The following is a 23,758-nucleotide window of genomic DNA, read 5'->3' on the forward strand; positions in this document are numbered from 1 at the left end:
GTAAAATACTATAACCGCATCAACCCCGTGTCCCTTTTGGGGGGGCATGACACCATGGCCCGCTGCCCCCCCGCCCGCCGTGTGGTCCGGCGGTGCGGGGTCGGCCCCGGGGCCGGCACTGCCCACGCAGATCAGGAGACAGACCGTGGCCGATCTGACGCAGTTGAACGCCCTGGGGCTGCAGCGTTTCATCGACAACGACGTGGCCGGTTTCAGCGCGAATCTGGAGGCCGTCCGCAAGGACGACACCAACGGCGTACGGGCTCTCAAGAGCCTCGTCGAGGGTTACACCACCGCCGACACCATGCAGGAGAACCAGTTCCTCGCCATTGGCCTCATGAGCGCCGGCGACAGCTCCCTGCAGGGTGGCAAGACCCTGATCGACCGGGTGACCGCCGGGGCCACCGCGATCGACGCCGTCCTCAAGGCCCAGCAGACCCTGTTCGAGGACATCGACCGCGACCTCCGGACGACCGTGAAGAAGCTGCTGAAGAACCAGGACGAGAGTCTGGCTTCCATCGGAGGACAGAAGCTGCTCGACATCTTCTCCGACGTCGACAGCGACCTGGGCGGCACGGGTGGATCGGGCAATTCCAAGTCACAGACCTAGAACTGGACTTGGGCCTGTGCCTGGGCCCCACCGGCACGAGGCCCGCTCTGCCTCTCTCCTTCCTACCCTGTGGAGCGCACCGCTGTGGCTGACATGCAGGCCGACGCCGATGACTACTGGGCCAAGGCCGTGACCCTCTTCACCGGATACACCATGCCCAGCCGGAAGACGCTCTTCAACGACCTCAAGAGCAAGGAGGGCGTCCCCCTCTTCCGCCATGGCATCCACGACCAGGCGGTGAGGCCGGTACAGCCCGCGGACTACGCGGCCCTCACGGGCCGCAACGTGCGCAAGGGCGAGGACTACGACCTCGTGTTCTACACATCCAAAGGCGGGGACGGCGCGCACGGTGGCGTGCGGATGAAGCAGGTGAGGGTCGTGCTCATCGGAGTGTTCACCGACGAGAACGGCCGGGCGACGCTCTTCGAGCCGGGGGAGGTGATGGTCGGAAGCACGTTCAACAGCAGCGTGAAGGAGGCGAAGGTCAAAAATGACTGGGACACCACGCCGATGTCGCGGTACATCTTCGGCGGCAGGGCGGCGCTCGACGCGTTGCTCACGGACCACAGCACCAAGGGGTTCTCCTTCAGCGGGCAGAGCGTGTCCGACCTCAACGCCGTCGACCTCACGTCGTTCACCCGTACGGCCCGCGCGTTCGACCGGGCGAAGAAGTTCTTCGCCGACCAGGCCAACACGCTGGAGCAGTGGGACAAGTCCCTGGGCGAGGAGCAGGCCTCGTGGAAGGGACAGGCGGCCGGGGTCTTCCAGAATCTGATCCACCAGATGTACGAGAACTACGAGAACTACGTGGACCAGCTCGGAGGCAAGGACTACAAGGCCGCACACAAGACGATCGACGGCTACCTGCCCAGCTCCGAGATCGGCGATGCGGTGGCCCAGGCCCAGAGGAATCTGGTCGACCAGGCCACCGGACTGCGGAAGGCGTGGAGCACCTGGGAATCCTCGCGAGAGCACGACCCGCACCGTGCCGTGCTGGATGTGCTGAACGACCTGTGGAAGTGGGTGGTCGACAACAACATCACGCAGGTCAACAGGACCCGGACGACCGCCCCGAAGCTCACGATCGTCCACCACACCACCGCTGCCTTCCGGCAGCACCATCCCGAATACGGGGACCTCGCCACGGACGCGGCCTGGAAGAAGGTCGGTGAGGCGGCCGTCGCGAAGTGGAACAGGCAGGTCGAGCGCTTTCTCACACCGACGGGCACAACGGCGCTGTCCGGTCTCAACAACCAATGGCTCAACGTCGCGACGGCCTTCGAGGAGCCGCTGGAGACCAAGAAGACCAGCACCCTGTCCGAGGCCTTTCAGCAGGAGCAGACCGAGCTCAGCCAGAAGAAGCTCGACGAGACCAACCAGGATCTCGCCAAGGCCGTCAACGGGATCAGTGGCAGTCTCGCCGACCTGAACACCGGGATGGGCGGCAGCCTCAAGAGTCTCAACTCCGCTCTGAGCGACTTCGGCACCGAGCCGGACACCGGCGTGAGCACGGACACCAGCCTCGACGACGGCCCGCGCACCGCCGGCACCGACACCACCACGGACACCAGCCTCAACGGAAGCCCCACCACGCAGACCGGTCTCGAGGGCAGCCCGGCCACCGACACCGGTCTCAACACCACAGACAGCGGCTTCGGCACCACCGACACCGGCCTCAACACCACCGACAGCGGCTTCGGCACCACCGACAGCGGCCTCAACACCACCGACAGCGGCCAGAGCGCCGCTTCGGAGGGCAAGGTCAGCAGTCTGACGAACTCGGACGGCAGCACCACCAAGCTCAACTCCGACGGGTCGCTGACCACCACATACCCGGACGGCAGCCTGAGCGTGCTCAACCCGGCCACCGGCATGCTGACCACGACATCCGCGGACGGCAGGACGAGCGGCGAGAAGCTCACACCGGGTGCCGCGGTCACCCACGCGGACGGCAGCACGACGACTCTCAACCCGGACGGGACGCTCACCACGACGTACCCGGACGGGACCAGCACGGTGGTCGATCCGTCGACCGGCAAGGCGACGACCACACAGCCCGACGGCTCGGTCACCACCACGCAGATCACCCCGTCGGCGGACACGGTCACCAATGCCGACGGCAGCACCACCCGGCTCAACTCCGACGGGTCGCTGACCACCACGAACTCCGACGGCAGCACGGAGACGTACAACCCCGACACCGGCAAAGTCACCACCACCTCGCCGGACGGGACGACAAGTACCGGGAGCCTCAACTCCGGCCTGTCGTACACCAATCCGGACGGCAGTACGACGGCCCTGAACTCCGACGGAACACTCACCACGAAGTTCCCGGACGGCACCGTCCAGTCCGTCGACCCCAACGGCACGGTGACGACCACGAAGCCGGACGGCTCGGTCACCACCACCCAGCTCTCCCCGTCGGCGGACACGGTCACCACGGACGACGGCAGCACCACCCAGCTCAACTCCGAGGGGTCGGTAGTCACCACCGCGAGTGGGGGCGGTTCGGGCGGCAGCGGTTCGCTCACCACGTCCTTGACGGACCTCGCCAGTCTGTCGGGCGGCTCCTCCTCGCAGTCAGGTGTGTTCGGGTCGTCCCTGCTCGACTCCGCCGGTGGCGCGGGCGGCGCCGACAGCACGCCGTACGAGGAGTACGACGGCACCCCTTACACCGGCGGCGCGCTCGGCGCACCGACGACCGGCGCAACCGACGCCGCGGCACACGCGCAGAGCGGCGGTGTACCCCTGAACCCCGGAGCCTTCAACGGCATGGGTGGCATGGGCGGCATGGGTGCCATGGGTGGCATGGGTGGCATGGGCGGAAGCGGCTCAGGACAGTCGAATTCCGAGCGGGTCCGCAATGTGCTGAGCGAGAGTGACGGCGCGACCCTGCGCAGGCCGAAGTCTCGGTCGCGTGCCGCGGGGGCGGCCGACGAGGAGGAAGAGGACGTGGTCTTCACCCGGGGCGGGGTGCCCACCGCCGGTTCCTCACCCTATGCGCCGATGGGCGGCCAAGGCGCTCAGGGCGGCCAGTCCACCCAGAGCGGCGACCGTGAGCGGTCCGGCTGGGTCCCGGAGGACGAGGACGTCTGGGGTACGGACGAGGGAGGAGCTCCGGCGGTGATCGGACGATGACCGGCGGCAACGGCAAGGACAGCGGGACGGCCGGGCCCGCGGAACCGGTCGCTCCGACGGCATCGGTGGAACAGAGGCTGGCCGAGGCGATGGCCGAGCTGGAGACGGTCCAGGCGGCGGTGGCCAAGGCGGAGACGGAGCTGCGGCGGGCCTCGTTCACCGTACGGTCCAGGGACCGGGCGGTGGAGGTCACCGTCGGCCCTCAGGGCGAGCTGACCGCTCTCAGGTTCCTGGACGGCAAGTACCGCACCATGGCGGCCGGTGAGCTCGCGGCCTGCGTGCTGGAGGCGGCGGAGCGCGCCCGGACGCAGATGTCCCGGCATGTGATGGAGACGTTCGAGCCCTTCACCCGGCCGAGCACGGGGGTGTCCGAGCTGACGGGAGTGGACATCGACTGGGCCGACATCTTCGGTCCCGCCGTCCTGGAGGATCCGCGGACCGCACCGGGGCGCAGTGCCCGTAACCGGCTGCGCGACGAGATCAACGAGGACACGGAGGACGAGGATCACCATGTCTGACGCCAACGCCTACTTCGCGGATCCGGCCCGGCTCCAGGCCGCCTCCCAGCAGATCGGCCAGGTCAGCGATCTGGCGCAGAAGATGCTGCAGAACTTTCTCGGCAGCTTGGGTGACACCGACGGCTGGGAGGGTGAGAACGACACCTTCGCCAAGTCGGTTCGCCCGAATGAGGTGCGGGAGCGCGAGACGACCACCGAAACCACGGGGGCGGTCGTGAAGGCGATCGTGGCCATCTCGACGGGCACCACCGACAACGCGACGAGCATCCTGACCACACAGGCCTCGAACACGGATGCCATCCAGCAGCAGGCAGGCTCCAGCAGCAGCAGCAGCAACAGCGGCAGGCGCTGACCCGTCATGACGATCAAGGCATCGAAGCAGCTGAACGGCCTGTTGTTCGTCCTCATCGGCGAGAAGCTGATACAGGCGGACGAGGACCTGGCTCACAGGAGCCATGGGCCGTACAGGCGCTTGGCCCAGGACCTCAGGGACCTGTCCGACGTCATCGATGACTCGGTCGTCAGTGCGAGCAAGGCCCTGCCGCCACAGGTGGGGAACGATTACCGGCGCGCCATGGGCATGTTCGTCAACGACGGCGGCACCGGCTATCTCAGGCAGTTCGCCCGGCAGGTCGACGACATCGCCGACGGGCGGCTGAAGACATCGTGGAATGTCATCGAGTCCAAGTGGCAGATCATCGCCGAGGCGATCCGGCTGCTGGCCGAGCTGGCCGTCATCCTGGCGTTGTCGATCTTCAGTTCCGGCGCGAGCGCGCACAGGGTCGCGGTCGCCAAGGCACGCAGCCGTGTCGTGGTGCTGACCGTCCTGGACACGCTGGTCAAAAGAACGCATCTGCTGCCGATCGCGACCGAGGCGTTCGAGGAGGCGTTCCAGGCGTTCGCGGTCCGGCTGGGCATGATCGCTTTCACGTCGGGCGAGTTCAGCCCCGAGGGGATCGACTGGAAGGCGGTCGGGCAGGAGGCCGTGTTCGGTGCCTTCGCCGGTGCCTTCTTCGGTCTTTTCGCCGGCGGCGGCGGCACGTTCATCAACGCCTTCAAGCAGGACGTCAAGCACAGCCCGTTGGCCAAGGACGTCGTCGGCGACGTCACCTCCAAGGTCGGCAACCACACGCCCCTGGCCGCCACCGACGTGGTCCCGTCGAAGGGCTTCCTCCGTCAGGCGCCCCGCGATGTCAACCTCATGATCGCGGGAGGCGGCTCGGAGGCGATGGCGGAGATCGTGGGCGGTGGACTCACCACCGGCCACTGGTCGACGACCTGGGACACCTTCCTCGGGGCGGGCATCAGCAGCAAGTCGACGATGGTGCTCACCGATGGCGCGCGGAGCACGGGAGAGGCGATCAACGGTTTCGTCTTCACTCCCACACCTGCCACGGCCGGCCACCAGCAAGCAGGACCGGACGCGGACGGCACCGAGGAGGACGTCGACAACCCCCGCGCGCGGGGTGCCGCCGTGAGTGGCGGCGTCGGCGGGCCCGACCCGGCATCGCCGACTCCGGCCATCACGGTGGGCGCCTCGGACACGGCGCGTTCCGAAGCCGGATCCCGGGCCGGCCGCGACCACGGGACCCCGGACACCGCGGTCCCGGCCTCGGACGACAGCCGGGCCGGCGCCCAGAGCACCGACGTTGCGCGGCCCCCGACCCCGGGGACCACTACGCCCGGTGCCGGCCTGCCGCCGTCCGACGCGGACGGGGCGAACGCCGTATCCGACGAGTCCTCCTCGGCGCAGACGCCCGCACGGCTGCCCACGGTGAGCAGTTCGCCGGACACCGGCACCGGCCGCCCCCGGTACGCCGCCGAAGGCAGCGACAACGCCGCCGAAGAGGTTCTCCCAAGGGCCGCCGGGACCACTGGGACCACTGGGACCACCGAAGCAGCCGGTGTGACCCAGGCGCCGCCCGTCGAGGCCGCCCCTGTCCGGCCCGTCCACGCCTCCACCCCACAGACCGACGCGGCTTCCCCGAGCCCGGCCGCGTCCGTCGCGCCCGCCTCCGTCGCGCCCACACCCGCACCCGCCTCCGCCGCACCCGCGTCCGTCGCGCCCGCGTCCGCACCCGCCTCCGCCGCGCCCGCACCCGCCTCCGCCGCACCCGCCTCCGCCACGCCCGCACCCGCCTCCGCCACGCCCGCACCCGCCTCCGCCGCACCCGCCTCCGCCGCACCCGCCTCCGCCGCACCCGCCTCCGCCACGCCCGCACCCGCCTCCGCCGCGTCCGCCTCCGCCGCGCCCGCGTCCGGCACCGCGCGGCCCGGCCGGACGGCTTCTGACGGTCCGGCGGACGACGAGGGCCGTCCGAAGAACGACGAGGTGGCAGCGCAACAGCGGCCCGCCGAGCCCATTCGGACAGTGGACGGGGACAGTGCGACCCGGACAGCGGACGGGGATACCGCGATCCCGGCCCAGGGCCCCCACTCGGGCTCCGCCCCTGCCGAAACCCAGGCGGACCAGGCTGTGGCCGTCCGAACCGTCCAAGGTCAGGCTGCCGGGCCGGTCTCGGAGCCCGGGCGGACCGCGAACCAGTCGCCGGACTCCGCCGGCCGGATCCCCACCGTGTCCGAGCCCGACAGCGGAGCAGATCGGCTCGTGGCGAACGAGGCGGCGGAGCCGGCGCGCCTGGACGCTCACGGCGACCGCGCCATCGTTGAGCCGGCCGACCCCGCCACGTCGCTCTGGGGTTCGGGTGAGGTCAGTACCGATCGCTGGATCCCGTTCGGTGCCGGTCGCGGTCGGTCGGACGGTGGCCCCGAGGCGTTCGAGTTCGCCGTTGCGCAGGGCGGCACGCGCCCCGAGGTGAGTCGGCCCATGGGCTCCGGGGAGCGCACCGACATGGGTTACGCCTGGGCCCGACACCTCGGTGCCACACCCGACCAGGACACCATCCGACTCACACGCCGCGTCCATCTGGTCCCTCAGGGCGGTGTGACCGATACGGAACTCGATGCTGTACGGGACAAGCTCTCCACGGCCATGGACCGCCTCGTCAACGAGGCCGGCTACCGGCTCCCCGTCCTGCACGACCAGATCGACGGCCGTCGGCTGTCCGGCCCTCTGCTTCGGGTCGGCGTGGAATTCGTCGACTCCCCGGACCGTGCCCACACCGTCGTCCAGGTCCGTAGCGGCGAGCCCAGCGGTCGGCAGATGGTGCAGAACAGGTGGTTCACCGACGTTCATGGCGCCGCGTACGTCCATGAGATCGTCCATGGCCTGGGTGTCCGTGACGACGAGGCCGGCCCGCGTGTTCTGCTCACGCCGGGTGGGCGTGGCCAACAGGTGGTTTCCGAGGGCGACTCCAGCCTGATGGGCCCCTTCGACGGCCCCGGGGAGCCGAGTTTCGTCCTCACCGCCGACCACCTCCAGCAGATCGCCGACGTCCTCACCCCCTATCTCCATCACCACACCATCGGCAGCACCCCCGCGCAGGCGACTCCCGCATCCGCCACGGATCCGGTCCAGCCGTCGGGCGCTGCGGAGGGGACGCCGGGCCTCGACCAGGCCACAGCCGATGTGTCACCCGCGGTGAATCTAGGCATGGTCGACCCGACGGACCTGTTGTTCCTGGTGGAAAGCCGCGGCGGTGAGCAGTTGTGGCGATTCTCGAACAGGCAGCCGGAGGAGATCTTCCAGGAGGGCTTCCACGCCGACGACGACCGGACCAGGGTGCCGCTGTGGAGGTGGGCGGCGGACAATCCCGATGCGCAGTTCATCTCGACCACCCGTTTTTTCACCCTCTGGCACGGTTTCGCACGATACCGCTACGAGATCCTGCCCGTGCTCAACCGCGAAGCCACCGGTGTCGACGTGGCGGCCACCATCGCCCGTCAACTGGAGGCACATGTTCTTGATGACGTCCTCCCCGAGGACTGGGAGAACGATTTCGCCGAGGAAGAGGAGGTCGCGTTCACCGGCCGGATAGACCCGGAGGCCGTCGTCAGCGTCTACGACCGGCACGGCAACCGCACCGGTTTCTGGGATGCGGACACCCGTCAGATGGTCTGGTACGACGGTGAGTTGCAGTTTCGGGTGCCGTACACGGAGACCGAAGCGCTCGGAGCCGACGGTGCCTTCCCGGGCCTGCCGGACGGGACGCCGGGCTTTGGGCAGGAGGGGCCCGACGCGCCGCCCGCGGTGACCTACGGGTTGGCTGCCACGGGCGTACCTGCCGCTGCGTCAGGGAACGCGGCGGGCGACTTCGCGGCGTTCGACGGCCCTGGCGTACTGGGCGACCAGGTGGCGCCCGAACCGACCGCAGCGGGCTCCGAGGAGGAGAGTGACGATCTGACGTCACCAGGTGCGCGGCCTGTGACCGAGTCCGTGGGGAGCGGTGCGGACAGCGGGGTCACCGCGGTGGCCCAGGGCGCGCTGTCGGGTTCGGGTCAGGTGCATACCGATCGTTGGATCCCCTTTGGTTCCGCTCCTGATGCGCGAGGGCCGGCCGGGGAACGGCGGCCGGAGGCGTTCGTGTTCACTGCTCCCGGGAACGGTGCGCGGCCGCTTGTGGAGCGGATGACGGCGGATCCGGTTTCCGGTGAGCGGACACCTTCTGGTGAGCGGACGGAGGTCGGCTACGTCTGGCAGTGGCACGACGGCGGCATGCCGGGTCAGCAGACCGTCAGCCTGACCCGTCGGGTCCACCTGGATGCGCGGGACGTGGATCCGGTCCAGGTCGCTGCTCTGCGGCACAGGATGTCCCAGAGCTTGGAGCAGTTGGTGAACCGGCGGGGGTACCGGCTGCCGGCCTTCCAGTCCGATCAGGTCACCGGCCCCCGACTGCCAGGTCCCCGGCTGCGGGTCGCTGTGGAGTTCGTTGATTCGCCGGAGCACGCGCACACCGTGGTCGAGGTCGTCGACGGTCTGCCCGGCCCGGGGCGAATGCGTCAGAACACCTGGTTCACCGGCGTGGATCCTGCCGCCCATGTTCACGAGCTCGTCCATGGTTTCGGTGTCCGTGACGACCTGGCCGATCCGCGGGTCCTGCTCACTCCTGGCGGGCGCGACCAGCAGGTGCTGTCCGAGGGTGAATCGAGCCTGATGGGCCCGTTCACCGCTCCGGCGGAGCAACTGTTCGTCCTCACTCCCGACCATCTCCAGCAGATCGCCGACGTCCTGACCCCCTACCTCCACCACGGCGTCGGCAGCACCCAGGCCCCGTTCACCTCGCTCACCGCCGACGGCAGCGACCCCAACGGGACGGGCACGGGCGCGGTGGCGGCGCAGGCGCCTGTGCAGCCGGCCCCGGGTCCGGTCGATCCTTCGAACGGCGCCTCCCCTGACGGGAGGGATCAGGAGCCGGGCGGTGACCGGGCAACGCCCGATGCGGGGCCTGCGGTGAACTACGACATGGTGCACTCGCAGGATCGCGAGCACGTGGTGGAAAGCCGCGCCGGGGAGAGGCTGTGGCGGTTCTCGAATCATCCGCCGGAGGAGGTTTTCCAGCAGGGATTCCACGCCGACGACCCCGACAAAGTGGTGTCGGTATTCAGATGGCTGTCCAATAATCCCGACGCGCAATTCGTCTCGACCACCCGCGATCGCGAACTGTGGTACGGCATGAGGCGCTATCGCTACACGATCGACTCATCCCTCAATTCCGACCCGAGCGGCCTCGACGTCGAGGCGACTCTCGGCCCACGTGCCGGGCACCTCCCTTCCGAGGAGCAAGAAGTCGCCTTCACCGGCTCGATCGATGCGCGGGCCGTCGTCATCGTCTACGACGGCAGAGAAGACCGTACTGGTACGTGGAATTCGGATACAGGGGAGGTCGAGTGGCGGGACGGCGTCCACGACGTCCCGCCCGCAAGCTTGCCGGCGTCTCGCCCGGATACGTCGGGGGAGGTGGAACCGGCCTGGGGCGAGAGACTCCGACAGTCTCTCCTGGCCATGTGGAAAACGATCCGGTCGTGGGGCAGGGCGGCCTGGTCCTGGTTCGGTGACGTGCTGGGCTCTGTTCAGGACCACCTCCGCAGGCAGTCCCGGGACCATGGGCCGGACGAGTCGCCGCATGCGCCGGAGTCCGACGGGTCGAGTGTGGACTGGAATCCGTACGAGGCCGACGGATTCGATGCGTCCTATGAGTCCGATGAAACGGATGAGTCATACCGGTCCTATAAGTCGTCCGAGTCATCCGAGTCATCCGAGTCGTACAGTTCGCGCGATTCGGACACTGATCCGGTCCTTCTCCCGGAAGACCTCGATGGACAGGTCGACCTCGATGTGCGGCCTGCCGTGAATTACGGCATGGTGCACTCGCAGGATCGCGAGCACGTGGTGGAAAGCCGTGCCGGGGAGAAGCTGTTCCGCTTTTCGAATCTTCGGCCGGAGCAGGTTTTCCAGCGGGGTTTCGCGGCCAACGACCCCAATAACGTCGTGGATCTGTGGAGATGGCTGGACTACAACCCGGACGCACAGTTCGTGTCGACCACCCGTGATCCCGATTTGGCGTACGAAGACGAGAACGAGCAGCCCAGGCGCTACCGCTATGTGATCGACTCGTCTCGCAACGGGGACCCCACCGGTGTGGACGTCAACGCCACCGTCGCCGCCCAGGGGGTGAAGGAGAACCAGAACCCCTATGCGCATGAGCAAGAGGTCGCCTTCACCGGCTCGATCGATCCGCGGGCCGTCGTCAGCGTCTACGACAGCGAAACCCAGAGCACCGGTATCTGGAACCCGAACACTGGGACGGTCGAGTGGCTGTCCGGCGAGATCGACATTCCTCTGTTGCTGGGTTCGGGCCAGGTGCGCACCGATCGTTGGATTCCGTTCGGCTCCGCTCCCGGGCCGGACGGGCAACCGCGGGGGGCGTTCGAGTTCACGGCGGCCGCGGACGGTGGGCGGCCCCGTGTGTGGCGGCCCGCTCATTCCGGTGAGCGGACCGAGGCCGGGTACTTCTGGGAGTGGTACCGCGATGGCATGTCCGGGCAGGAAATCGTCCGCCTGACCCGCCGGGTCCATGTGCGGGATGCCGCTCCGGAGCAGGTCAGTGCCCTGCGTAGCGCCGTCTCCCTGGAACTGGACATGTTGGTGAACCTGCGGGGGTACCGGCTGCCGCCCTTCCAGCCCGACCAGGTCGGCGGCCGCGAGCCGCTCGGCCCCCGGCTCGTGGTCGGTGTGGAGTTCGTGGGCGCCCCGGACGACGCGGACACCGTGGTCCAGCTCCTTGGCGGGTCGCCCGAAGGCCGTCAGATGCGACAGGACACCTGGTACACGGATGTACACCCTGCCGCATATGTCCACGAGCTCGTCCATGGCTTCGGTGTCCGCGACGACCTGGCCGATCCGCGGGTCCTGCTCACTCCTGGTGGGCGTGACCAGCAGGTGCTGTCCGAGGGTGAATCGAGTCTGATGGGCCCGTTCACCGACGGTCCCGGAGAGCCGTTCTTCGTCCTCACCTCCGACCACCTCCAGCAGATCTCCGACGTCCTCACCCCCTACCTCCACCGGAGCTTCGGCGATGCCTCCCAGGGCGTGCCGGATGCGGCGCCGGACGGTGACCACGACATGGCGCCCGCGGTGAACTACGACATGGTGCGCCCGGAGGAGCACGAGTTTGTGGTGGAGAGCATTGACGGGGAGACGCTGTGGCGGTTCTCGAGCCGTCCGCCCGAGGAGGTCTTCCAGCAGGGCTTTCACGCCGACAACGCCGACAACGTCGTCTACCTGCGGGAATGGGTGCAGAAGAATCCCGAGGCGTCGTTCGTCTCCACCACCCGCGACCAGGATCTGTGGTTCGGCAGGAAGGGCTACCGCTACCAGATCGACTCGTCCCGCAACCCCGACTCCACCGGCATCGACGTCAACGCGACCATAGACAAGGAACATGAGGAGGACGCCCATTTCGTATGGGGGTGGAAGCATCCCTATGGCGAGGAACGAGAGGTCGCCTTCACCGGCTCCATCCATCCGCAGGCCGTCGTCAGCGTCTACGATCGATTCGAAGACCGTACCGGTACCTGGAACTCGGAGACCGGGCAGGTCGAGTGGCGGGCCGGCGTCCACGACACCGCACCGCCGGCCCTCGAAGAGGACGAGCGGTCGCGCACATCGGCCCGATCGGATGAGTCGGATTCGGACTCATCCGACTCATCCGACTCATCCGATTCAGAGTCATCCGATTCGGGGTCATCCGATTCGGAGGAGTCGGACGACGCCGATTCATCAGGTGACTCGGGCAGGCCGTCGGACGGGTCGGATGCGGGGCTCCACGAGGCCGCTGCCGCGATCGACCTGCGGTCGACCCCGGTGCCGGGTCACGAGGCGGCGCCCGATGTGGCGCCCGCGGTGAACTACCTCATGTCACGTCGGGACGACCACGAAGACGTGGTCGAGCCGGCCGACGTCGCTGCGGAGGCCGCCCCGGTCCACGTCGCGTCGGAAGGACTCGCGGCCGAGGATTCCGCCACGGCGCTAGTCCGTGCACGGGCGGCCTTCGAGCAGGAGCTCGGGGCGCACTACCACGCCGACCCGGCGGCGCTCGAGGCCGCCCGTTCGGCTGTGGTGAGGCTGCGGGAAGTGCTGCACGCCGCCTACCCCCGGCACGATGCGGAGATCGTCGACGCCTCGTTCTTCACGTCGGATCCGACCAGTGCGGGCCAGGTCGGGCTCTCCCCGGGCTCCTCCAGCACCGCATGGCTCGACTCGCTGCTGGCCACCGGATCCGTGCGCGAGGTCATGACGGCCTTCATGAACGCCACCGGGAACAAGGCGCTGTACGAACAGGACGCCGACGTCCCTTCGCTGAACAGTGTCCTCAAGTCGGTCCTGGCCGAACCGCGCTCCGGGAGCGACAGCCCGGGGTCTGCCACCGGGATGCGGCTCGCCGGGCAGTTGGGACTCGACCGCCCGGCGCTGGAGACCTACGCGGCGTTCGTGCACGGCGGTCCCCGTGCGGACATCGAGGAGCGGGTCGTCGCCGATCCGGCGACCCGGGATCAGGCTCGTCTGTTCCTCGAGGACGAGCCCTTCGCTCTGGGCAGCCTCGCCGCGCACAGTACGAGGGGGACGACCAAGGATCCCTTGGAGATCGTCCACAGCCAGAGTTCACGCGTCGCGCGGCCGGCCGATCTGCGCACCGTCGGCTCGAAGAAGAAGTCGGCGCGGGACTACACCTACCTCGGAGTCCCGCTGAGCGAGCGGGAACGGACCTTCCAGTGGCTCTACGATCGGCCGCTGTCCCTGGCCGGCTTCGACATCGAGGAAATACCGCTCGACACCTTGGAGTTCGACCCGGAGACGGGCGATCCCGTGATCACCGAAATCCTGGCGCGGCCCGGTGTCGTCACGGTCGAGGTACAGCGCCCGTCCCTGCCCGATGCGGCGGCAGCCGGACAGGATCCTGGGGTTCGCCCCACGGGGCGCCGCCCGGTCACGAAGGTCTTCGCCGTCGTCCGAGCCCTCAAGGCCGCGGAGTACGTGCGTGCCGGTGATCTGCGGCTCGACGGTGAGCGCGGACCGGAGTTCCCCCTGGGTTGGGTCGAAGGGACCGCGTACTTCGACCTGGATGAGCAGTCGCCCTGGTACCAGCAGTGGCATGTCGGCAAGGGCATGCCACTGGTCGCAGGAGTCTCCGGAACCACGCTGCGCATGCTCAGGGCCTTCCAGTGGCTGAACGTCCAGGGCACCAGTACCGCCGACTTCCGCTCGGCGCTGATGGGGTGGATGCTCCCCGGCCAGGACCACTCGCTGTTCGAGATCATGCGCGCCTCGCACCTGGCGGACGCCACCTCGGCGGAAGAAGAGGCCCTGCTCGAAGAGGTCACCGACCTCTACACGATTCCCGGACTCGTTCCCGCCCACCTGACACCGCCCGGCGTGCGGCCCGCGCCCCCGTCCGCGGTGCCGGCGCCGGCCCAGGTCCGGGCCGCCCCCACGGACAACACGGTGACGGCTGCCGAGGGCGGGACCGACTCCCAGGCCGACGGCCGGTCCGGGACCGGCACCGGCCGGACCTCCGAGGGCGGGACCGGCACCGGCCGGACCCGTCCCGCCGCCGAGCGCGAAGAGGAGACCGCCGACGGTACGGCCACGCACCTCGTCGGGCCCGTGGACACCGGCGTGGTCCAGGACCCGCCCACCGAGGAGCCAGCAAGGGAACACCTCGGCGCCGGCCTTCTCGACGACCCCGATCTGTCGCAGCATCGAAGGGACGTGCTCCGGACCGCTCTCCGGCACCAGGTCGGCGACAGGACCATCGCGTACCTGTTCGGCGACGGGCCCGTGTCGGACGCCGTGACCGACAGGATCGGCAGGCATCCGTCCTGGGTGGATGACAGGGAACTCGGCCGGTGGGCGGTCGGCCTGAGGCTGACGCCCAAGTACGAGACCCTGGTCGCTCTCAACAGGTCCACCCACTCCGGGGCCGCGCTACAGGGCGACTCCCTGCTCTACCTCGGCGCCAACTCCGACTTCGAGCACCCCCTCTTCACCACCCGCGCCCGCGACATGACCTTCGTCGGAGTGGACCCGGACGGGCTCAGCAGCGAGACCCGCGAGGAGCACCTCGAGAGCACGGTCGCCGTGATGGAGGACAACCTCCGCCGGTACATGAAGAGCGGCTATTCCCTGCAGACCGACCGGCTGGTGCCGGGCAAGGTGACCAGGCTGACCGTCAGGGGCGCCGAGGGGGAGGAACTCGTCATCCGCTACCACTCGATGACCTACGACGAGTTCATCGCCGACAACCCAGGGGCCAGGTTCGACATAGTCATGGACAAGGACTCCTGGTTCCGGGACTGGAAGAACCACGACCTGGCCGCGGTCGCCGAGGCCATCGGCGGGCTGGTGCAGGACGGCGGCACCTGGATCGGCGGATTCAGGCTTCCGTCTTCCGCCGCAGGCCCGTTCTCGGAAACGCCGGTGAGCTCGCTCGGTGTCGCCGACCCCAAGTGGAGTGGCTACGAGGACCTCTACCTGCGGACGAAGCAGGCCACCCCTGAGACCACCCCCGGGGCCACCCCTGAGACCAACCCCGGGGACGAACGGCGGCGGGACGGCGCGGACGCACAGGTCACCGAGGTCTTCGAGATTCTCCGGAGCACTCTCGAACTCCACTTCCTGCACACGAACCGGAAGTTCGACGAGTCCGAGTACACGGGGATGCTCGACGACGAGATAGCTCTGGTCCTGCCCTACCATCCGCTGTTCGCCGACCCGGAGAACTCGCAGAGGGCTCCGCTGCTTCTCGCGGATCTGGCCGGCCGGATCTCCGACGAGATCGGTACGTTCGCCGAGACGGAGGGTGACTTCGGGCCGCGCCGCATCATGGAAGACCTGGCAAGGTTGCTCGAGATCGACCTGGCGTCCCTGCCGCCTCTCGCGGCGCAGGAGACCGGCGACCGGACCGCACACGATGACGCCGACGCCGACGCCGTACAGCGAGAGTTCTTCCGCGACGGCGACCACTACAGCGGCAGCGACGCCGCACCCCTTCGGACGGCGGCCGAGTCCGGTTCGCTCACGCCGCAGACGGAGACCGAGACCTCACTCGACGACGTGGTCGAGCCGACCGACCCCTCTGCGCAGTTCGACCCCTCCGCACGGTTCGACCCGGTGCAGGTCACGCCGCAAACACCCCCGGCCGACGGCTCCCTGTCGCCCTGGCCTCCGGCTGAGGAGAGCGCGTCGGAGGGCACGCCACGCCCCGGCTCGGACGATGTGGGGCCGCCCACTGTCCAGGACGCGGAGGCAAGCGACCTGGATCACGTGCGCGGGCTGCCCGTGGGGCCGGCCCCGGCCGGTCGCTCCGGCGCCGGTGGCCGCATCGGCACCCCGGACGCCTCCGCCGGCTTCGAGTCGGAACTGGACGTGCACCGGCCGCCGCGCATCGACCGCTCGATGCGACCGCCGTCCCCGCCGACGGGCCCGGTGTACTTCAGCGACGGCAGCCGACTGCCGGACTACCTGACCCCTGGACAGGTCACCGGCGACACCAGGGGCAGCACCTACGGCCACAGCCAGGTCACCTTGCGCGGCGCCGACCTGGTCGTGCGGGAGATCGTCGGCCGCCTGGGCGCGGACCCGTCCGGCACGCCGGGCCTGAACGAGGCGCTGGCCGACCTGCGACGCGCGCTGAGCGACACCCCCCAGAGGTTCCATGGTGACGGGTACGAGTCCCCCGCCTTCGGAAACCCCCGGGTGCGGGTGCTGCGGGTGACCACGCGGCCGCACGGCAACTGGGCTCGGTTCACCGATGTCAACGGTGACCAGATCAAGGTGGAGGTGCTCCACCGCAGCCAGGTCACCACAGGTGCCGTCCGGCCGGGAGGCACGAAGTGGCGGGTGTCGGCCGGCGCCGCCCTCGTGTCGTCGCTGGGCATAGCCGGTCTCGGCGGCACGGCGGCCGGCAACCGTTCGTTCGAGTACGGCATGCAGAACCAGACCCTCAGCCAGGCGGAATCGCGGATGGCGGAAAGGCCGCATCTGCACCTGGACGACCTGCTGTACGAGGTCTCCCTCAGCGGCGAGCCCGAGGCCATGACGTCCTCCGCGCCGACCGGGTCCTCCACCACGGGCCGGGCCGCATTCACCTTCACGGTGTGGAACGGGCTGGCGGTACAGCTGCCGCCCAGCGTGACCTCGACTGCCGAACCGGGCCGGGTGCCGCGCACGATGACGCTGGACGCACGTTCCGACTACCGGCTGGTGCACACCGAGGGCTACGGACCGGTCAGGCCGTTGCGGGACGCGCTTCTGCGAGGGCTGCGCGAGGCCGGTGCCGTTCCCGGCAGGGAGACTCACGAGCACATCACCGGGTTCTTCAGCTCGGAGAACTTCCTCCACATGGCCGGGCGCCTGGACAGGGGCAACGTCGCCACGGACCCGTTGTTCGGCGAGGACGGGTCGCCGCTGGGGGCGTTCGTCGTGGAGAGGGTCGAGCCGGGCAGGGCTGAGCTGCTCAGCGAGAGCCGGGCCACCGAGATGCGCGTCACCGACCTGCAGACGGTGAAGAACGAACAGGCACTGTCCAGGACGTCCGGTTGGGGGCTCAACGCCAACGGCGGCCTGGCCTTGGACTTCGGCCCGGGGGGCCGGCTGACGGCAGGGCCGTCCGTCAGCTTCGAAAGCAGCGTGACACACAGCAGCACGTTCGGCGGCTCGGGCGGCCGCAAGAACGTCGGCCGGGCCAAGGGCGTACCAACCGTCCTCTACCGGGTCCGCAAGACCGTGTACGTGCGCCTTACCGGTACCGATGAGGTCGTCTCGTTCGGCACCTGGAGTCTGGACCGGATGACGCACACCGAGGCGCGGCGGCTGGCGGGCTGGGACGACGGCACGACACTGCGCATGCGGAACGGCAACGAACCTCCCGCCCCGGTCTACCTGACCGAAGACCGTCCCGCCGTGCTGGGAATGAGCAGGCCCGAGGCGTTCACCTACGACCAGGACGTTCCGGTACCTGACGCGGACCCGCAGCGGACATGGCTGCAGACCTTCACCGACAAGGTGATCCGGGCCGCCGCCGACACCCACCCCGGCGTGCTGGCCCGGCTGGACGACGCCCCGACGGACCCCCGCTGGCGCGATCCGCAGCACTACGGCATGGCGTTGCGGAACACCCTGACCGTGCTGAACGCCCTGTCCCATCACAGCATGGCCGGCAACCTCGAGGCGCTCACCACGTCAGGGCTGTTGATCCCCCTGGAGATCCTGCCCGGCCGCGTCAAGCGCCCCAGCCTCTCGATCCTGATCCGCGGCGAGCTGACCGGGCGACGCTACGACGGGACCCAGAACGACCTCCTGCTGAGGACCAGCGCGCCCGGCACGGAACGCCTCGACGGCTCGCAGAACGTGACGCGGACCCTGGAGGCGGGGGCCGAGGTGTCTCTGCGGGGTGTCGCGGACGTCGCCAGCGCCTCGTTCGGCCCCAAATGGGGACGGCCCAGGGGCCGCGCTACGCAGTACGGGCCCACCGCCTCGTCCGAGTCGCTGGCCGCCAGCTCCCGCCCTTCCCACCTGCACAGTTACCGACTGAAGCTGACCGCTGAGATGGTCGGCTTCTCGCGCTACCGCACAGCGCCGAGGGTCCTCTCGTTCGGATGGCTCGGCGCACGGCCCGAGACGCCCACACCTCTCGTCGTCGGTGCCGAGGGCGCGGCGTTCGTGGGCCGGGTCGTGCTGGCCGTACCGGACGAGCACGTGTCGGACACGGCTCGGCACCGGGGACCGACGGTGAACGACGCGCAGGCAGGGTTCGGCGGCCGGCCTTATCAGACGGTCAGCGTCGGCTCGTCCGTGGAACTCGCCGATGCCGCCCAGGACCTCATGAAGCGGCTGTCCCGCGATCCCTATCGCTTCGACATGACCGGGGCCGCCTTCCACGACGCCCTGGTGCGGTTCTTCCAGTCACAGTCCCTCACCGCCGGCTTCGAGCAGGCGTCGGGTGCGGCCGGCTCGCGGATCCTGTTCGCCGAAGGCTCCCTGCGTGGCGAACTGGTGCACCGCATGCGGGTTCTGAACCTGCGTGTGGTGTCCAGGCCCGTCAAGGTCGGGACGGAGCTGGCGGTCGGCAGCGAGCTGCGGGTGGCGGGAGCGGTGACCACCGCCAGAACGTTCGGCTGGGCCGTGTTCGGCGGCGGCGCGGACGTCCGGGAAGTGGGCGGGACCGAACTCACCACCATCGTCGGCCTGCGGTACGGCAGGGGCCGTTCCAGCATCGAGACCACGAGCATGACCCGCACGGTCGCCTCGGAGGTCAACCGTGACGACGGTGGTTACAAGTACCTGGTGTCCGGTGACACCCAGCACGACATCGAGGGCTCCGTGCGCGAGGGACTCCTTCGCCGGGCGCTGGCCCCCCTGTTCCCAGGCAGCCGGGACGAGAGGCGTCTCATGCTCCCCTCCGGCTATCTGGGGCACCTGTCGGAGAAGGCCGCGCACGAGCTCGGACTCGTCGACGACCGGCTGGGCGCCGTGCCCCGCTACGCGTCCGCGAAGTGGGAGCGGGCCACATGGTCGCGCGACCACCCCATCGGGTCGTATCCCGTCAACTCACTGGACGCCACCGCGGTGCTGGCCGATTTCGACCGGATGCTGCGGACACAGAACATCGACGTCGACGAGGCGGACCGCGAACGAGTGCGCTCCCTGGTCACCCCGAGGGCCCTGCGTGCCCTGCGTGAGCAGATGACCTCGACCGGGGCGGCGGCGCGCACCCGGGGCGGCCGTCTGCTCCTGGGATTCCGACTCGGGAGCCGCATCGGCTCCCTGCGGGTGAAGCTCATCGCCGGTGAGCCGGAGTTCCAGGGCCTTGACCACGGCGTCGTCCTGGAGGACTACCGGACCGCCACCGTGACCGAGACGGAGACAAGGTCCACGGGCGGCTCTCGAACGGTCGGACTGAGCGTCGCGGAGAGAGGGGGGAGACCGGCCTCCGCACCCGAGCCGCAGCCGGGCGATCTCGAAGCCCTCCGGGGGGCGTACGACGCGCTGATCACCGGCTCCGCCCTGACCTCCGCCAGCCGCTCTCGTACACGCGCGAAGAGACAGATCTTCTACGGGAGAGACCCGCACGCCGAATACCACACCCCCTACAGGCTGCAGCTCACGTTCGGCCTCGGAAACGGCGGGGAGTTCGAGGTTGAGGGCGCGGTGGGCACCCTGCGCGAGCACGTGCCGCTGAGCATGACCGTCCCGGACACCGGCGCCGGCCGGACGGCCGACGATCCGCTCGGCGAGCCGACGGTGCCCGATACCGCTCGTACGGTCAGCGTGTGGGACGGCCCCGTCGATATCGAGGCCTGGCGTTCCAGCCTGCCGAACGGCACCGAGCAGCCCTTCCGGGCGCCCCCCAGCGGCTTCCAGGCCCGCCGGATCGTCGGCCTCGACACGCTGAGGAATGCCGGTGTCCTGGCTGTCGCCCAGGCCTACGGCGCATCCGTGGCCCGCACTACCGGTGATCCGCTCAGGCTGACCGCCGACGAGCTGGAGGAAGCCATGACCGAGGCCCGCCTCACCGGGCTGACGCGGCCCGGCACCGCCTCGGCACTGGCCCTGGAGGACGGAACCAGTGACACGGCACTGTCCGCCTTCTTCGAGGAGAGCGGAACCGCCGAGGGTTACGTCGTCCCCGGACTGAACGAGGAGGGCAGCGCACACGGCGAGTACCGGCTCCACTCCAGGCCGGACCTCAGCCGGGCCACGCTGCTGGCGGTGGTCCCGGACGCCACCCTGGAGAGCGCTGAACGGGACATCACAGCCGGGGACACCGCTGTCTCCCGTACGAGCGGTTTCGACTCGTCGTTCGGTGCGCAGTCGCTGCTGGCCGCCGGCGATCTCGGCGCGGCCGGCCCGTATGCCTCAGGGACGGGCCCGAACGCCACCGAGACCGACCGTCGCGTACGCGCGGGCGCGGAGGGTGCCCAGCTCAACGTCAAGCTGGCCGACCGCAGTTTCGTGTTCGCGATCCCGACCGACTGGCTCGGTGTCGCCGACGTGGAGCGCTCCGGCGTGTTCGGCAACGTCAGGCGCCTGCGGGCCGTTGAGGCGCGAGGCCAGGTCATCGCCGTGGTCCGCGAGGACACGGCCCGGCAACTGGGCCTGATCCACGACGCGAACTTCCCGTCCCGGGTCGCGGATGCCTGGACCCAGGTCAACAAGGCGGCCCAGGCCTGGGCCGACGCGGACGGTGCCTACTGGGACGAGCGTCGCGCCCTGGCCGACGTGCAGGAGGAGACGCCCGAGCCGAACCCGGACAGCGAGTCGGTCGGGAACCCGGACCGGGAGCTCCTGAAGCCTCGGCTCCGGCACGCCGAGGCCGCGGCGATCGAGTTCCATCGGGTACGGGCGGCGGCCGACCGGCTCACCCGCTGGCACCGGCTGCCGGCCGAAGCACCGGCGCACGGCGAACCGGAGCGGCGCAAGGGCCTCACCGAACCGCCGGCCGTGGTCCTCACGTCCGTCGGGGAGGCGGAGCACGGCGGAGCGGAGGCCGGCCGCGACACCTGGCAGGAAGGGGGCCCCGGCGGTCCGGACCAGTTGGTCTCGCCCGAGGGCGTCCTCTACACGGTTCACGACGTCCCCGCCGACGGCGACGCCTTCTTCCACGCCCTCGCCGAAGGTCTGCACCACACCGCCCCCGAAAGGCTGGAGAGCCGGGTGGACGTGGCGGACCGGCAGGGGATCGTCCGCGGGCTGCGCCAACTGCTCGCCGACGAGCTGAAGGATCAGGCCGACCTGCTGGCATTCACCTCGCCCGACACCAGGGACACGTTCCAAGATGACGGGCCGGAGGCCGGCGGGCTGACCTTGAGCGCACCGGAGCGTCGCGAGTTCGACGGTTCTCATCACATACCGCTGCACGCCGTGCTGTCCCCCGCGCAGCGTGCCGCTCTCGCCGGGGCGCAGCTGAACCGGTCCGGTGACACCGCGGGCGGGACGGCATGGGACCACGGCGCCGCCGACCTGCTGCCCGCACTGGCCGCCCGGGCCTTCGACGCGCGGTTCACCGTCGTCGGCGAGGACGGGTCGTTCCAGGACTTCGCGCCGGAGACCTCCCGGGACGGGAACGTCACCGACGAGCACATCGTGCACCTCGTGCTCCAGCTGAAGGACCGGCACTACCGGCTGGTCCTGCCGTTCGCCGACGCCCGGCGGCAGCCCCCGCTGCCCGGGCCGTCCGTGCCGTCCGTGCCGTCTGCGGCGGCCGAGGCGGTGGAGGCGGTGGAGGCGGCGGAAGGGTCTTCGGGGATCACCGGCCGGCCGCCGCGGCCCGCATTCGGCAGGGCGCCCTGGGCAGCCGACTCCGGCGTCTGGCGCCCCACCGTCACCGGTGGGAGGCTGACGACACTGGTCGGGCCGGACGGCACCGAACACGAACTCGTCGAACCGACCGGCGACGGCAACGGCTTCTGGTCCGCGGTGGCCGCCGGCCTGCCGGAACCCACCGGCGAGGAACACGCGCTCATCCAGGCCCAGCCGCCCACCTCCGCCGAGGACGGCGTGTGGGACGACGCGGCCGAGCAGGCCGCCGTCCGGCGAGCAGCCGACGCCTTCCGCACCGCCGTGACCATCGTCGCCGAGGACGGCACTGCAGCCACCCGTGTTCCCGGCGACCGGCCGGGCGGGCGCACCGTGATCCTTTACCGGAGGGGCAGGGAGTACCTGCTGGCCCGCCCGGAGGGTCCGGAAGGTGTGGAGGGTCCGGAAGGTACAGAGGGTCCGGAAGGTACAGAGGATCCGGAAGGTGCAGCGGGTCCGGAGGACACCAACGTGTCGGAGTCTCCTCGGGACACCGCCCCTGCGCGACTCCACCAGGCCCCGGACAGTGGATCCGGGAGCATGGGGGACGACGTCTCGCCGGAAGTGGCGGAGCAGCGGTACGGCATGCCGGTGAACAACTTCAACAAGTTCCGGGCGTTCGCGTCGGAGCGCGGCCTGGTGATCGACGTCCGGCCCACGAACTCCACGGCACCCGCCCGGCTGTCCGAGGGGGCCTTGCCGAAGCCCAAGGAGATCAAGGCCAAGACGATCAACGAGTTGGACGTCCGTCTCGGTGCCAGGCCCGAGGATGTCGGCCTGGTCGGGTACTTCCAGCCGGCTGTGCCCGAGCGTTCGTCCGATGTCGACGACGCGCTGTGGGACCGTATCCAGGGACGATACGACCAGCGGTCGCACGAGTTCCGGGAGTTGGCGTCGGCCATGGCGAGGCTGGAGGCCGAGGGCGCCTTCGTGGTCAGGGACGGCCTTGTCCACGGGCGGGACAGCGCCGGGACCGAGCGGCCGATCACCGGCGACCACGACATCTTCAAGATCTCGACTCCGGGTGGTTCGAAGCTGAGCTCGCGATCACACGACCAGGTGATCAACGAGATGCGGGCGCGCGACATGGGCGTCATGCACGGGGGCCACATGCACTGGCTGTCCCCCAGATCGCCGTTCAGTCAGGGTGTGTACACGAAGATCGTGGAATCCCATCAAGCCGGTGGTGAGCCGCTGCTGCGTTTCCGTTCGCAGGACACCAGCGCCCGCCTCGTGTGGGCGGAGCCCCCCGCGGACCCCGCCCCCGAGCAACCCCACCAGGCCCCGGACGGGGCTGCCGACGACCTCGCCGGAAGGCCCTCGGCAGAGCGCACCGCGGCCGAGCTGGAGCTGGCCGTGCTGCTCGACTCCCCACTGGTGCTGGACACCCGGGTGCGGCTCGATCACGTCGAGCGACTGGTCTCACTCGGGGTCAGGGCCCAACTGGAACTGCAGCTGGAACTGCCGGTGAGGGAACTCGGACTCAGCCCGGCGGGCCGTCAAGCCCTGCTGAGCGAAAGCCCGGAGCTCTTCACCGAGGCGGTGCGAGCCGACTTCGACCGGTTGGTCGCCCACACCCGCGGGCAGACCGCCGGGCAGCCGGAGAAGCCCCGTCAGGACGTTCGCGCAGACGTCGCCGAGCGGGGTGCGCAGGCCGTGCCACAGGACCACCGGGGTGACGGACAGCCGCAGCAGGAGCCCGCCGCCGCGCTTCGCGGGGACTCCGCCTGACGGCGC

5 protein-coding genes are annotated in these 23,758 nt (G+C 69.7%); all 5 read left to right on the forward strand.

The genetic code is table 11. The annotated features are described in order from the left end of the window. The first annotated feature begins 145 nt into the window (after nt 1-145). The 5 genes from ACFWBB_RS22295 (at nt 146) to ACFWBB_RS22315 (ending at nt 23,752) form a co-directional block, all read left to right on the forward strand. Nucleotides 146-610: a type VII secretion system-associated protein gene (locus ACFWBB_RS22295; protein WP_385275126.1), complete on the forward strand. Its 465-nt coding sequence runs from the start codon at nt 146-148 to the stop codon at nt 608-610. Nucleotides 611-703: 93 nt separating this feature from the next. Beyond that, nucleotides 704-3,748 (forward strand): AAWKG family protein, encoded by a 3,045-nt coding sequence (locus tag ACFWBB_RS22300; protein WP_385275173.1) that lies wholly within the window; start codon nt 704-706, stop codon nt 3,746-3,748. Nucleotides 3,749-3,837: 89 nt separating this feature from the next. Continuing rightward, the gene (locus ACFWBB_RS22305) at nt 3,838-4,266 is read left to right on the forward strand and encodes a YbaB/EbfC family nucleoid-associated protein (RefSeq protein WP_385275176.1); all 429 of its coding nucleotides are present in this window, start codon (nt 3,838-3,840) and stop codon (nt 4,264-4,266) included. Beyond that, nucleotides 4,259-4,618: a hypothetical protein gene (locus ACFWBB_RS22310; RefSeq protein ID WP_385275128.1), complete on the forward strand. Its 360-nt coding sequence runs from the start codon at nt 4,259-4,261 to the stop codon at nt 4,616-4,618. Before ACFWBB_RS22305 ends, ACFWBB_RS22310 begins: the two co-directional genes overlap by 8 nt. A 6-nt stretch (nt 4,619-4,624) precedes the next feature. After that, the gene (locus ACFWBB_RS22315; protein WP_385275131.1) at nt 4,625-23,752 is read left to right on the forward strand and encodes a hypothetical protein; all 19,128 of its coding nucleotides are present in this window, start codon (nt 4,625-4,627) and stop codon (nt 23,750-23,752) included. Nucleotides 23,753-23,758 lie beyond the last annotated feature (6 nt).

It is taken from the genome of Streptomyces sp. NPDC060000 (genome assembly GCF_042737375.1).
Classification (GTDB): domain Bacteria; phylum Actinomycetota; class Actinomycetes; order Streptomycetales; family Streptomycetaceae; genus Streptomyces.